Raw genomic sequence first — 13,889 nt, 5'->3', positions numbered from 1 at the left:
AAAAATGAATTAGCCAAAGTTTTTATGGAAAAAATTAAATAGTTTTTTATACTATGGAAAAATCACAAACCTTTTATGAGGCTTATTGTTTTTTGTTTGGATTTTTGAATATAAAGTTTTTATGAAACCTTCGGTTAGTATTTTTTTGTTTCGCAGAGATTTACGTTTGCACGATAACGCAGGGCTGTATCACGCCTTGAAGGGGGCTTATCCCGTTGTTCCTGTTTTCATTTTTGATAGAAACATTTTAGACGAGCTGGAAGATAAAAACGACCGCCGAGTTACGTTTATTCATCAAGCCATTTTTGAAATTCAAAAACAATTGATAGCCTTAGAGAGCAGTTTGGAAGTTTTTTATGGCTTCCCTCTTGATGTTTTTCAAAAAATCACTGACAAATACGAAGTAAAAGCCGTTTTCACAAACCACGATTACGAACCTTATGCACGCATACGCGATAGCCAAATAACTGATTTTCTCCAAAACAGAGGTATTCCTTTCTTTACTTTCAAAGATCAATGTATTTTTGAAAAGCAAGAAATTTTAAGCAATACAGGCACGCCTTATTCAGTTTTTACACCTTATAGCAAAAAATGGCTTTCACAACTTACCCCCAAACATTTAGAAAGCTATCTTACAGAAAGCTATTGGGGGAATTTTTACAAACAACCTGCTCAAAAGATAATTAGTCTTGAAGAAATGGGTTTTGTGAAAGCTGACCAAAATTTCCCAAGCAAGGCAATAAGAGAAGAAATTTTGAAAAACTATGCCGAAAAACGCAATTTTCCTGCAATCGAAGGAACTTCACGCTTGGGAGTACATTTGCGTTTTGGAACGATTAGTATTCGTGAGCTTGGCAGGGCGGCACAAAAGCTAAATCAGACTTTTCTCAATGAGCTTATTTGGCGAGATTTTTATATGATGATACTTTGGAATTTCCCTCACGTAGTTTCTCAGGCTTTCAAGAGAGAATACGACCAAATTCAGTGGCGTAATAATGAAGAAGAGTTTGCTCTTTGGTGCGAAGGTAAAACGGGCTATCCGATTGTAGATGCGGGTATGCGTGAACTAAATGCCACGGGCTATATGCACAACCGAGTGCGTATGATTGTAGCAAGTTTTCTAACGAAACATTTGCTTATTGATTGGCGTTGGGGCGAAGCGTATTTTGCCAAAAAACTTTTAGATTTTGACCTCGCCGCCAATAATGGCGGTTGGCAATGGGCAAGTGGTAGCGGTTGCGATGCCGCCCCATATTTTCGGATTTTCAATCCTGCTGAACAAACCAAAAAATTTGACCCCCAACTGCAATACATCAAGAAATGGGTGCCCGAATTTGCAGATTTTTCTTATCCCAAGCCCATTGTAGAACATACTTTTGCCCGCAATAGAGCATTAGAAACCTACAAAAAAGCTTTAGGGCAAAAAGTGTAGTTTTTTACTTCTTTCCAAGGCTAATTTGAATACCTACATAGGGGGCAGGGAAAGAATCAAAAACATCACCGTAATCGTAAATTGTAAAATTCGTTACTCCTAAATCATAAACTTTATTTTTTCTCGCAAGTCTTACAGCCAAAGAATTAGAAAGTAAACCCGTTTCAAAAAGACCAAAGTAAAAGTTTTGAGTAACTAAAAAGGTTCGCCAATTCAAAGGAGTAACAGCAGAAACCTGAAAAAAAGGATTTACCCTAAAATCAGGATATATGAAGCTGAAAAAAGTGCCTGCCCCTAATGTAATATTTTGGCGTCTATTGCCCAAAGTGATTAACAAATTAGGGTTATGAATTAAATCTAAACCTGTTGAAAAGAATGGTTCATAAAAAAGGAAATTATTAGCTTGCAGTGCAAGATGAATATTAGGCTTGAATGAGTGAGAAAACTTGAAATTTATGTTTGAGAGAAAAAAAGGAATTGGAATTGCAAAAAAATTGATGCCTGCACTAAATTTCTCTGTAAAACCATAATGTACGCCTGTGAAAAGTAGCAAAAATGAGTAATTTCCTTTTTTCGCTTCAAGCGGAATAGCCGAAGGCATAAATAAGTATCTTTCGGGAACAGGATTGTAAGCATTTGAGGCGGTTTTGTCTATATTGCTACTGTTATCAGTAACCTCCTGATTTTTGTCTAAAATTTCAAAAGACTTAATATTTTCAAAAGGTATTTCAATAATTCCTAAGGTTTCCGTTTCCAGTACCCAAAAAGTTTTATTGATCTCTAAAAGTTTGCCTTTGAGTACATTTCCATCTTTGAGAACAATCTGATATTTTTTGCTAATTTCTTGGGCTTGCAAACCTTCAAAACCCAAAAAAAGTATCAAAAAAGCAAAAACAAGTATTTTCATAGTATTATGAACTTTCTGGCAATTTAAGAATTTTTAGATAAACTTACATCGCAATCTATCAAAATTTTGTAAGCAAATTTTTATTCCTTATCTTTGTAAAAGTGCAACATCATAGAGCTATGAAACATCTCTTTATAGTAATTGGTATAGCTTTTGGTTTGATGAAAAGTAGCTTACAAGCCCAAATTTTGGCTGAGGGTAGTTGGCTTCAAGGACGAGTAATGGATAAAGAAGGTAATTTATATTCGGGAAGGCTCAAATACGATACTGAAAAACAAACCGTTATGATAGAAGTGGGAGGGGTTACTAAAACGTTTAGTGCAAGGCAGGTAGATTTTTTTGAGTTTTTTGATGAAAAAGTCCGTGTAGGTAGGCGTTTTGTGGCACTGCCTTATCAAAAAAATCCGAATATCAATTACGAAACTATGCAGTTTTTTGAGCTTATTTACGAAGGTAAAAAAGCCACATTATTAGGAACAGAATATTTGGAAACTCGTGTCAATCCACAACCGGGCTGGGGCTGGTACGGAATGGGGACTACTACCTTTTCGTATCGGATAGTAACTGAATTCTATGCTCTCAAATCTAATGGTAAAATCGTTAAACTAAAAACAAGCAAGAAAAAACGATTCTTTGAACAAATGCAAGAACCTCGCCTGACGGAATTTATCAAAAAAAATCGTTTAAGTTTGCAACAACGTGCTGATATGGTTCGTATCTTTGAGTATTACAATAATTTGTAAGTTATGACTGAACTCACGAATGCCCCCAAAAAATACAACTTGTTCAAACGTATTTGGTACTACTTCCGCATAGATTTCACGACTATTCAGGGAAGGCTAACGGGAGGATTTCTTTCTATGGCTCTGATTTCCTTTATTCTCATACAAGGAGCCAATTATCAGTGGGGGTTGATGCTTCAAAATCGCAATTTTGTTTTGGAAAGAATTATTCCTGTGAAGTATTTTGCATCTGCTCTCAATGATAAAGTACAGGAGAGTATAGTTGCCGTAGAAAAGGCGTTTGTTTTCAATGATGAACAATTTTTGAAAGAATACGAGAACATCTGGCTGAATGGCGTAAAAACTAACCGAGACTCTCTGGAAAAATACGTAAAAAAAGCACAAAATAATACCGTATCGGTGCTTTTTTCTAAAATAGATAATCAGCTTACCAACCTGAAAGCAGAGCTCAATCAGCTAAAAAGTGTATATGTGCGGCGTAAGCAAATTGTAGGGATAGATAACGTGAATCAGCGTTTGCAGAAATCATTGCAGACTGATATAGCTCTGATTGTATCGGATTTGAGAAAAACAGCTGAAGAGATTATTATTCAGCAAGATAATACAGAAAAAGAATATGATGAAAAATATCAGAATTTAGCGTATTGGCGTGATTGGATTGTTGCAGGCGAGTTTGTGGTAGCAGTAGCAGTGGCGGCGTTTATCGGTTCATTGCTGATTTTGCTTATCCTCAGACGCATTCGCAGTATGCGTGATAGCTTGCGTGTTCTTACAAAAGGTGATATTCCCCCTCCAATTCCCGAAGCCAAAGATGAACTTAACTCTATGGTGCAAGCGGTAAATGAACTTGCTCAAAACCTGCAAGTGATTAAAACCTTTGCTACCGAAGTAGGGCAAGGTCGTTTTGATTCAGAGGTAGCGGTTTTTGGCGGAAAAGGAGAATTGGGAACTTCACTTGCTGAAATGCGTAATAGCTTGAAAGCTGTTTATGAACAAGAACAACTACGGGCTTGGGCAACTGCGGGGCTTGCCAAGTTTTCTGAAATATTAAGACGCAACACCGATAACTTGGAAATGCTTTGCACAGAAGTAATTTCTGAAACGGTGCGTTATTTGGGTATCAATCAGGGTGGAATTTTTGTTCTAAACAAAACTGAAAAAGAGCCTTTTTTAGAACTGAAAGGAATGTATGCTTTTGATAAAAAGAAAAGTATGCAAAAGCAAATTCGCTTGGGTGAGGGTCTTTTAGGGCAAGCTTTTTTGGAAGGAGGTGTAGTGCATATCAAGCAAGTACCCCCTGATTATGCTTTGGTAAAATCTGGGTTAGGTAATTTGCAACCTAAAAGTATTTTGATAGTGCCTTTGGAATACAATGAAGAAGTGATTGGTTGTTTTGAGTTGGGCAGTTTTACTGAATTTGAACAATATCAAATTGACTTTGTAAAAAGTATTGCCGAAGTAACAGCTTCTACAATTATTTCTGTATTTGCCAACGACTCTACACGTCGCTTGCTTTCAGAAATGAAATCTAAAACCGATGCTATTCGTGAGCAAGAGGAGTATTTGCGTCAGAATACGCAAGAGTTAATTCATTCACAAGAAGAGCTTGAAAAAAATCTCTTGCAAAGCGAAAAAGAAATAGCCAAACTTAGGCTAATTTTAGATAGCGTAAGTGATGCCATTTTGGTATATTCGGAGAAGGGCATTATTCAGTTTGCCAATCGTCAGGCTGAAAATATGTTTGGCTATGAATCGGGAGAACTGCAAGAAGTAAGTGTAAGAAACCTTTTGGATATACTGCCTGATGAAATACGAAGCGATTTTGCGGCTACTCGTACCCGCCGAGCCGAAGGCGTAGCTACCAAAGATGTTAGAAAAATTAAAGCAGTAACCAAAAACGGCTTACGTTTTGATGTGCAAATGCAAGTCAAAAATTTTGAAACAGGACAAGATAGACTGCTGGTAGCTACTATTCAGAACCTTTCAGGAAACGTGTAGTAAAAGGGCTTTGCTCACAACAAAAGCCCTTACTATAATGATTGTTATTGAGGGATTTTCAATACCATTCCCACTTTTATCAGGTCTGGATTGCTACCGATAACATCTTTGTTTGCTTCGTAAATTTTAGTGTATAAAGCACCATTTCCTAAAAGTTTTTGGGCAATACCCCAAAGAGTATCTCCTGCTTGTACGGTGTAGGTTTGTTTTTCAGCTTCGGCTTTACGAACTTCTTCAGCAACACTTAAACCTGTAACAATTTTAGTCAAACCTTCCACATTTTGCACATCGGCAAGTACGGCTTGCTTATCGGCGGCAGTTTCTACTTCGCCACGAATGGTTACTTCTGTGCCATTCACGATTACCTCTAAATCGCGAACTCTGCCTCTTACTACCTCTTCTACTTTGGTTTTGAGGGCTTTTTCAGCCATTTCTTTCAAATCAAACATAATTGTAGGGGTTAAATTGTTTGTGTGAATTTAGGTATAAATTCTTTTTCAAACAATTTCTTGCAAGCCTTTTTTCGCTCAAATAGGAAATTTTCTCGGTAAAATTTAGATTATTCAAGTTGAATGATAAACTCTTTCAATGGCTTGCAAAATAAAGGCACAAGCAGTTTGAATTTCACTTTCAGAAATAGTAAGGGGAGGAGCAATACGCATAGCATTATCGCAAAATAAAAACCAATCTGTAATTACCCCTAATTCAAGGGCTTTATCAATGATTTTTTTGAGAAGGCTAAAACTTTCAAATTCTACTGCCATCAGCAAACCCTTATGGCGAATTTGGCGTATGAGTGGGTGTTTGAGGTTTTGCAAAAAGAGTTGGGCTTTTGTTTCGGCTTGCTGAGCTAAATTTTCCTCTAAAATAATTTCCAAAGTAGCTTTTGCCGCCGCAGTACTTACGGGGTGTCCGCCAAAAGTAGTAATATGCCCCAAAACAGGATTTTCGGTAAAAACTTGCATTATGCTTCTGTGAGCAATGAAAGCCCCAATAGGCATACCGCCCCCCATTCCTTTGGCAAGTACCAAAATATCAGGCACTATACCAAAATGCTCAAAAGCCCACAATTTACCTGTTCTACCAAAACCTGCTTGAATTTCGTCTAAAATAAGCAAAGTCCCTTTTTCTTTGCATCGCACAGCAAGTTGTTGGAAATAATTGGAGCAAGCTACTTTCACACCTGCCTCGCCTTGTATGGTTTCAATGATAACGCAAGCGGTTTTTTCTGTAATTTGCTCCAAATCCGAATAACTACCATAATGTATGTGCTTTACCATAGGAAGCAGAGGTCGGTAGGCTCTTTTGAAGTATTCGTTGCCGCCTGCCGAAAGAGCCCCTTGCGTAGAGCCGTGATAGGCATTGTAACAACTAATGATTTCCATTCTGCCTGTAAAGCGTTTAGCCAGTTTCAAAGCACCCTCTACGGCTTCGCTTCCTGAATTTGTGAAATAAACATTATCCAAATTTGCAGGCAGATTTTCTACTAATTTTTGAGCCAAAAGCACCTGCGGACTTTGCACATACTCACCATAGACCATCAGGTGCAAATACTTTTGCAGTTGAGCCTGAATAGCTTCTATTACTTTGGGGTGGCGATGCCCCACATTGCTTACGCTAATCCCTGAAATAAGGTCTATGTATTTTTTACCATTAGGAGCATACAAATAAACTCCTTCGGCTTTTTCTATTTCTAAAAGCAAAGGAGAGGGGGAAGTTTGAGCAAGAAAACGCAAAAATAATTCTCTCTGTGAAAATGACATTCTATTTGCCCATTAAACCTATTTTATCTTCAAACTTGAACTGAAAACGCTCCGATTGTTCAATAGCGTCCATTACTTGTGCCAAAATATTTTCTGCACTATCTTCATAATTGATAAAAAGAGGTTCTTTGAACGTAACCGAAAGTTCAACGCCTGTTTTTTTCAGGAAAAGACCTTTTTTATCAAAGGCTCTACGAAAACCATTGATAACCACAGGCACAACCACAGGTTTGAACTCTTTGATAATGTGAGCAGTACCTTTTCTGCCGGGGGCAAAGGCTTTGGTAGTTCCTTGGGGAAAGGTAATCACCCAACCATCTTGCAGGGCTTGCCCTACGTTTTCAATATCTTTCAAATCTACCTCTCGCTGAATGGCTTTGCCTGCTTCTCGCCAAGTACGTTTTACTTTAATTGCTCCTACGTATGCAAACAAGCGAGGTATCAGACCTGATTTCATAGTCTCTTCTGCGGCTACGAAATACACATTGCTACGAGGACGAAGCAGATACAAAGGGTTGCGATGGTTTTTAGTGATTTTTGAGCCTACGGTGCAAAAAATATGGAGCATTGTAATTACATCAGCAAAGTAAGTCTGATGATTAGAAACAAAAAGCACGCCTTTGGCAGGCAGATTTTCTAGAATTTCACGACCTTTTACTTGGGTTTTGTTAAGCCAGTTCAGACGCGGGAAAGTGAGGCTTCCAATTAGTGAAATAAGCAGTTTTTTCAACGGAATAAGATGCCCAAAGGAATCTTTTTTGATAAAAGGTAGTTTAATTGCTAATTTCATAGGTATTCCATTTTTGCCAAAAATGCAAACAGAATAAAAAAGGCAATCTAATAAAATTGCCTTTGAAGTATGAATATCGGTGCTTGGGTAGCACTAAATTTTCAAATCACTGAAAACGGAGTTGGTGGATACTTCTTCTTTACCATTTTCAGTTTTAAGACTAAAATTGTTTTCAGTTTTTGTATCTTTTGGCTCGCTTGCCATTTTCTTGATTTGGTTAATATCTCCCATTTGGCATTTACCATTAAAAATAGCTCCTGCCTCTACTACCATTTTAGATGTAATAATATCGCCATTGATAATAGCGGTAGATTTTAATACTAAAAGTTCGGCAATTTCTAATGACCCTTTTACTTCACCTTCAATTTCAGCATTTTGGGCGGTGATACTGCCTTCTACCAAAGATGCGTTACCCGTTGCTACTTTGGATTTGCTTTTAATATCGCCGATGAGTTTGCCATCTACACGTACATTGCCAAAGGTATCAATGTTTCCTTGCAATGTAGCCCCTTTACCGATATTGGTGCTTGCATTAGAAATCTTATCAATTTCTTGAGTTTTAGGGGTTTCTTTATGCGAACTTCCAAACATTGCCATAATTTAAGAGGGTTTTAGTTTTGATAAAAATTTGGTTTTAGTTTGAGAGAAACGAATGAAATCCTGAATTATTGAGAAATTCACGCTGAAAGATACGAATTTTTTTCTTAAAAAGAAACAAATTTTTCAGGATTTATTGCATTTCCCTTATACCATAGTTCAAAATGTAGGTGAGGTCCCGAGGAGAGCCTACCTGTATTGCCTATAATTGCAATGACATCACCTGCTTTTACAAAATCGCCTACTTTTTTGAAAAGAGCGGCGTTGTGCTTGTAAAAGCTAACTATTTCGCCTTGATGTTGTATGGCAATCACATTGCCAGTGTCTTCTGTCCAAGAAGCCAGAATTACGGTGCCATCGGCGGCGGCTTTGATAGGTTCATTGGCTTTGGCAACCAAATCAATGCCGAAATGTTTGTTTTTTGCATCAAAGCGTTCGGTGATAGTACCCTTGATAGGCGGAAAAAACGAGATACCTTGCAATTGGGTTTCTTCCTTGCTCATTTTCGTTTCTTTAAGGCTAATATTCATACTTTCGTATTCTTTTCGCAGGTTCAAATCGGCTTGCGAAATATAATCTTGAATGGTATCAGTTTGGGCAACTTGATTTTTGAGAATTTTAGAAGTATCTGCTCGTAAGTCCTTTACATCACCTTCAATAGCTTTTCTAAAATTTTGGTAGTAGCGTTCATACTGGTTTGTAACTTCAAGAAGTGAATCTACGGTATTGGTAAGTGAAAGAAGTTGCTTTTTCATCTGCAATTCTTGTGAGCTTTGTAGTATTTTGCCACTTTGGCGAGGGGCTAGCCAAAAACCTAAAATAAACATCAGCACAAGTATTGGTACTACCAAAACTAAGGCTTTGGTGTGGCTGTAAGAAAAAGTGCGTTTCTCTTCAAAGTTCTCCTCATCTCTTACAACTACTTCGTAGCGATGCGAAAGCCACGCAAATAAACTTTCTTTGATTTTCATTGACTAAAATTTTTGCAAAAAAACAAAAAAATCAGCATTTCGCCGAAGTTTTTCGCAAGATTATCTAAAAGTTTGAGCCTTATTTGCTAATTTTGCAAACTAAAAACTCGCTCAAAAGGTTAAGAAGCAAAGTTTGAGACTTCGCTTGCAAACCCACAATTTCTGAACTTCAAAACTTTCTTATATGTTTCGTTTGGCTTGGTGGAAATGGGTTACAATTGTTTTCCTTGTTTATGCAGTGATAGCAGGCTTTTTGGTGGATATTCCCCGTCTGCAAACAGGTAATTTAGACCATACGGCTCGGAATTTATATTTTCACGTGCCTATGTGGTTTGGAATGGTTTTCGTGCTAACGCTTTCAGTTGTTCATTCTGTTTTGTATTTACGTAAAAATCAGGAAATCAGCAATCTGAAAGCTGTTTCCTTTGCCGAAGTAGGGGTATTGTATGGTATGTTGGGGCTTATTACAGGAATGGTATGGGGAAAATTTACTTGGGGGGATTTTCTGCCTCGTGATGTAAAAATTTACGGAGCCGCCGTAGCTATGTTGATTTATTTGGCATATTTTATTTTGCGGTCTGCTATTGAAAATAAAGAGCAGGCGGCACGTATTTCGGCAGTCTATAATATTTTTGCCTATGCTGTCTATATTCCCCTGATTTTCGTAATGCCTCGCCTATATGATAGCATACACCCAGGTAACGGCGGAAATCCAGGGTTTAATGCATATGACCTTAATGGCAATATGCGTATGGTTTTTTATCCTGCTGTGATTGGCTTTTTGGGTTTGGCTCTGTGGATTGCTACTTTGCGTACGCGTGTGCGAGTATTAGAGCAAGCCTTGCAAGTTGCAGAAAATAGAAAGCAAGTCAGTATTGAAATCGTTTCTTAATCTCAAAAGTGCCTTGCTTATCTTGCTTTTCAAAAAGTATTTTTTAATTTTCACTTAACCAAGACTTTTTGTATCTTTGCGGAAATTTTTTCATTTTTTGTTCAACTCAATCAAGGTTTATGGAAGAAATTGGTAAAAAATCCTCTAAAAGTGGTTTGCAAGCCATTGGCATACACAAAGTAGCAAAAGCCTATTGGAATCTTTCTCCTGCCGAACTTGTAGAGCAAGCTCTGGCTCGAAAAGAAGGTACTCTTGCCGATAATGGGGCTTTGATGTGTGATACAGGCAAATTTACAGGTCGTTCTCCCAAAGACAAGTTCACCGTGTTAGATGCTAAAACCAAAGATTCTGTTTGGTGGGGCGATATTAACCAACCTTTTGATGAAGCCAAATTTGATGCTTTGCACGCCAAAATGATAAAATTTTTAGAAAATAAAGAGGTTTTTGTGCGTGATGCCTATGCGGGGGCAGATGAAAACTATCGTTTGAATTTGCGTGTCGTAAATACAATGGCTTGGCATAATCTTTTCTGCTATAATCTTTTTTTAAGACCTTCCGCCGCTGAACTGGAAACTTTTGAACCTAACTTTACAATCATCAATATTCCCGAATTTCAGGCTGACCCTGCCGTAGATGGTACTCGTCAAGCAAATTTTACCATTATCAATTTTACAAAACGTATTATTCTTATTGGTGGCTCGGCGTATGCGGGTGAAATGAAAAAAGGTATTTTTACGGTGCTGAACTACATTTTACCTCACGAAAGAAATACGCTTTCAATGCACTGCTCTGCCAATGTGGGCAAAGAAGGTGATGTAGCTATTTTCTTTGGACTTTCAGGAACAGGTAAAACTACCCTTTCCGCTGACCCTCAACGCAGTCTGATTGGTGATGACGAACACGGCTGGACAGAAAACGGCATATTTAACTTTGAAGGTGGGTGTTATGCCAAAGTAGTAAATATTACTCGTGAAAATGAACCTCAAATTTGGGACGCTATCAAGTTTGGAGCAGTTCTGGAAAATACTCGTTGCTATCCTGATACACGCACCCCCGACTATACCAATATTTCAGTAACAGAAAATACAAGGGTAGGGTATCCCATTCATTTTATTAGTAATGCATTAGAACCTTCGGTAGCAGGCATACCCAAAAATATTTTCTTCCTAACTGCTGATGCATTCGGGGTGCTTCCACCTATATCCAAACTTACACCAGGGCAAGCAATGTACTTTTTCATATCGGGTTATACTGCCAAAGTAGCGGGCACAGAAGTAGGCGTAGTAGAGCCACAAGCAACTTTTTCAGCTTGTTTTGGTGCTGCGTTTTTACCTCTACACCCTACCAAATACGCTGAGCTTTTGGGTAAAAAAATGCGTGAACATAAAGTTAATGTTTGGCTGGTGAATACGGGTTGGACAGGCGGTCCGTATGGGGTGGGTTCTCGTATGAAGCTCAAATATACGCGTGCTATGCTTACGGCGGCTATGGAGGGCAAGTTGGACAACGTAACCTATATCAATCACCCTGTTTTTGGGGTAGCTGTACCGCAGTCTTGTCCTGATGTTCCTAGCGAAGTGTTGAACCCTCGCGATACTTGGGCTGATAAAACTCAATATGACCTCAAAGCCAATGAACTTGCAGCGGCATTTGTGAAAAATTTTGCTAAATACGCTGATTTTGCTAATGAGGAAATCCTCTCTGCCGCTCCCAAAGTAGCTTCGGTGGTAAGTTAGATAACTTAATAAATCTTACTCTGCAACGCCTTTATCTTTTTAAGGATAAAGGCGTTTTTAATTTCGCCGAGAAAAATACCTATTTCGCCGAAAAATTGTGTTACAATGATTTACTTTTCGTTATTTTTATGTATAAATATAAAAAAAAATGCCATTATGTTAAAGTATTTATGTGTAATCTTGTTTGTAACCTCAGCAAATTACTCTTTTGCTCAGGTAGTTAATGGATATGCAAGAGTTACCAGTATTGTGGGAAATCAAGTTACTCTTTCCAACGCTGCTGGTGAAATCGACGAAACTGCCGACACCTTTGATAATGGAGACTACATTATCCTAATGCAAATGCAAGATAATGTAATAGGTTCAACTGCTAATGATGCCACTTTTGGTAATTTAGGCAGTATTCATTCGGCGGGTTTGTATGAAGTAAGGCAAATCGTTTCACAAGTTGCAGGACCGCCCCGCGTGCTAACTTTAGATGCTGTTCCTACTAATAGTTACAATATAGGAACAAATAGTTCTGTACAAGTGATTACTTTCAGACGTTTTGGTTCGCCCCATTACACTTCTACCTCTAATATGAGTGCTTTGCCTTGGAACGGAGCTATTGGAGGAGTTTTAGCCATAGATGTACCCGGAATATTTACTTTGGCACATCATCTTTCTGCTAATGGAGCAGGTTTTAGGGGAGCACCTAATGATGATAATAGCAGTACTAATTGGACAGCAATGCCCACACCTACTTGTGAAGATAATCTTTTCTTTGCTTCTTTTCCTGGTCCAAGAGCTCCCAAAGGAGAAGGTATCTATCGTAATACAAACCCTAATTATGTAGCGGCTCGTGGAAAAATACTCAATGGTGGCGGTGGTGGCAATAGCCACAATGGTGGTGGTGGAGGAGGAGGTAATTATAGTGCAGGAGGTCTTGGTGGCTGGGGCTGGAAGTGTGATGTGGTCAGTCGTAATTCAGGCGGACAAGGAGGAATTAGTTTGAATGCTCATATCAACATCAATCGTATTTTTATGGGCGGCGGTGGCGGAGCAGGAGAAAGGAATAATGGATTTGATTCTTATGGTGGCAATGGTGGTGGAATCATTATTATTAGGGCTAATACGCTTCAAACTGCGGGTGCTTGTGGTACTTTGAACATAACCGCCAATGGAAACAATGCCCCACTTGGTAATGGTTGGGACGGCTGTGGTGGTGGTGGTGCAGGAGGTTCAATTGTATTTATTGTGCCTAATTGGAGCGTTTCGCCTACTTGTCCTATTTCGGTTAGTGCTAATGGAGGTAGTGGAGGCTCAGTGAACTCATCAACACACGGTGGAGGTGGTGGAGGTGGGCAAGGTGTAGTTTTCTTTACTTCCTCAGCACCTTCTAATGTTTCTGTGGCTACTTCGCAAGGGCAAGGAGGTTGTAATAATAATAATGTTCCTTGTGATAGAGCCGCAGATGGAGAAAATATTGGTACAAACGTATTTTTTAATTCCTCTTCACCCTTACCTGTGGAGTTGGTTTATTTCCGTGCAAAGGCTGTATCTAAGCAAACTGCTCAAATAGAGTGGCTCTTACAAACAGCTATCAATGTGGATAAATTTATTTTAGAGCGTTCAGACAATTTACAAAATTGGCAAGAAATAAGTCAGCAAAAGTGGAATAACCAATTGTATTTCAGCTATTTAGATATAGATATCCCTTTTGCTATGGTTTATTATCGTTTGAAAATTATTGATAAAGATGGCTCATATAAATTTTCTCGTGTAGCAACCGTGCAATTTAGGGGTAGTTCTAAAATTGCCATTTACCCCAATCCTACAAGCGATAAAGTATTTATAGAACTTGATGAGGACATTCAAAGGATTTCTTTGCAAGATTTGAAAGGAAATAAAATACCAATTAGTGTAAACAATATAGGAGAGAAAAAGAGTATAAGCCTAAATCATTTTCCAAAAGGCTTGTATATCTTACAGATACAGACGGAAAAGGAAATTTATACTGAAAAGCTGATTGTTCAAGGAAACTAAAAAGTAAGGTAGCCCTAAGTAGGCTACCTTTTATA

General features: G+C 38.3%; 12 protein-coding genes. 6 read left to right on the top strand and 6 right to left on the bottom strand.

Going from position 1 to position 13,889, the window contains the following annotated elements:
* The first annotated feature begins 121 nt into the window (after window positions 1–121).
* Entirely contained in the window at window positions 122–1,432 is a 1,311-nt protein-coding gene (locus Rain11_RS01890; RefSeq protein WP_101357665.1) for a cryptochrome/photolyase family protein, read from the top strand.
* Between the two features lie 4 nt (window positions 1,433–1,436).
* Here Rain11_RS01890 and Rain11_RS01885 read toward each other — a convergent pair whose 3' ends face one another.
* A complete protein-coding gene (locus Rain11_RS01885) occupies window positions 1,437–2,339 on the bottom strand; it encodes a hypothetical protein (RefSeq protein ID WP_101357636.1) in 903 nt (300 codons plus the stop codon).
* Window positions 2,340–2,458: 119 nt separating this feature from the next.
* Between Rain11_RS01885 and Rain11_RS01880 the strand changes: the two genes are divergently transcribed.
* Window positions 2,459–3,082: a hypothetical protein gene (locus tag Rain11_RS01880; RefSeq protein ID WP_101357635.1), complete on the top strand. Its 624-nt coding sequence runs from the start codon at window positions 2,459–2,461 to the stop codon at window positions 3,080–3,082.
* A gap of 3 nt (window positions 3,083–3,085) precedes the next feature.
* Window positions 3,086–5,080 (top strand): GAF domain-containing protein, encoded by a 1,995-nt coding sequence (locus Rain11_RS01875; protein ID WP_101357634.1) that lies wholly within the window; start codon window positions 3,086–3,088, stop codon window positions 5,078–5,080.
* Between the two features lie 44 nt (window positions 5,081–5,124).
* Here Rain11_RS01875 and Rain11_RS01870 read toward each other — a convergent pair whose 3' ends face one another.
* From Rain11_RS01870 to Rain11_RS01850, 5 genes are all read right to left on the bottom strand, one after another.
* Window positions 5,125–5,529, bottom strand: coding sequence for a LysM peptidoglycan-binding domain-containing protein (locus Rain11_RS01870; protein WP_101357633.1), 405 nt, complete (start codon window positions 5,527–5,529; stop codon window positions 5,125–5,127).
* Between the two features lie 114 nt (window positions 5,530–5,643).
* Window positions 5,644–6,843 carry an aspartate aminotransferase family protein gene (locus Rain11_RS01865; protein ID WP_101357632.1) on the bottom strand — a complete coding sequence of 400 codons (1,200 nt, stop codon included), beginning with the start codon at window positions 6,841–6,843 and terminating at the stop codon, window positions 5,644–5,646.
* Between the two features lies 1 nt (window position 6,844).
* On the bottom strand, window positions 6,845–7,633 hold the full coding sequence (locus Rain11_RS01860) for a lysophospholipid acyltransferase family protein (protein WP_101357631.1): 789 nt from the start codon (window positions 7,631–7,633) through the stop codon (window positions 6,845–6,847).
* Between the two features lie 93 nt (window positions 7,634–7,726).
* Window positions 7,727–8,230, bottom strand: coding sequence for a bactofilin family protein (locus tag Rain11_RS01855; RefSeq protein ID WP_101357630.1), 504 nt, complete (start codon window positions 8,228–8,230; stop codon window positions 7,727–7,729).
* Window positions 8,231–8,337: 107 nt separating this feature from the next.
* Window positions 8,338–9,201: a M23 family metallopeptidase gene (locus Rain11_RS01850; RefSeq protein ID WP_101357629.1), complete on the bottom strand. Its 864-nt coding sequence runs from the start codon at window positions 9,199–9,201 to the stop codon at window positions 8,338–8,340.
* Window positions 9,202–9,385: 184 nt separating this feature from the next.
* Between Rain11_RS01850 and ccsA the strand changes: the two genes are divergently transcribed.
* The 3 genes from ccsA to Rain11_RS01835 all read left to right on the top strand — a co-directional run bounded on the left by ccsA (window position 9,386) and on the right by Rain11_RS01835 (window position 13,854).
* Complete coding sequence (ccsA, locus tag Rain11_RS01845; RefSeq protein ID WP_101357628.1) at window positions 9,386–10,093, top strand: cytochrome c biogenesis protein CcsA; 708 nt, start codon at window positions 9,386–9,388, stop codon at window positions 10,091–10,093.
* A 119-nt stretch (window positions 10,094–10,212) separates the two neighbouring features.
* Window positions 10,213–11,829, top strand: coding sequence for a phosphoenolpyruvate carboxykinase (ATP) (gene pckA / locus Rain11_RS01840; RefSeq protein WP_101357627.1), 1,617 nt, complete (start codon window positions 10,213–10,215; stop codon window positions 11,827–11,829).
* Window positions 11,830–11,985: 156 nt separating this feature from the next.
* A complete protein-coding gene (locus Rain11_RS01835; protein WP_133121464.1) occupies window positions 11,986–13,854 on the top strand; it encodes a T9SS type A sorting domain-containing protein in 1,869 nt (622 codons plus the stop codon).
* Window positions 13,855–13,889 lie beyond the last annotated feature (35 nt).

The organism is Raineya orbicola (assembly GCF_002843425.1).
Taxonomy (GTDB): domain Bacteria; phylum Bacteroidota; class Bacteroidia; order Cytophagales; family Thermonemataceae; genus Raineya; species Raineya orbicola.
This window is presented reverse-complemented; position numbering and strand designations above follow the sequence as displayed.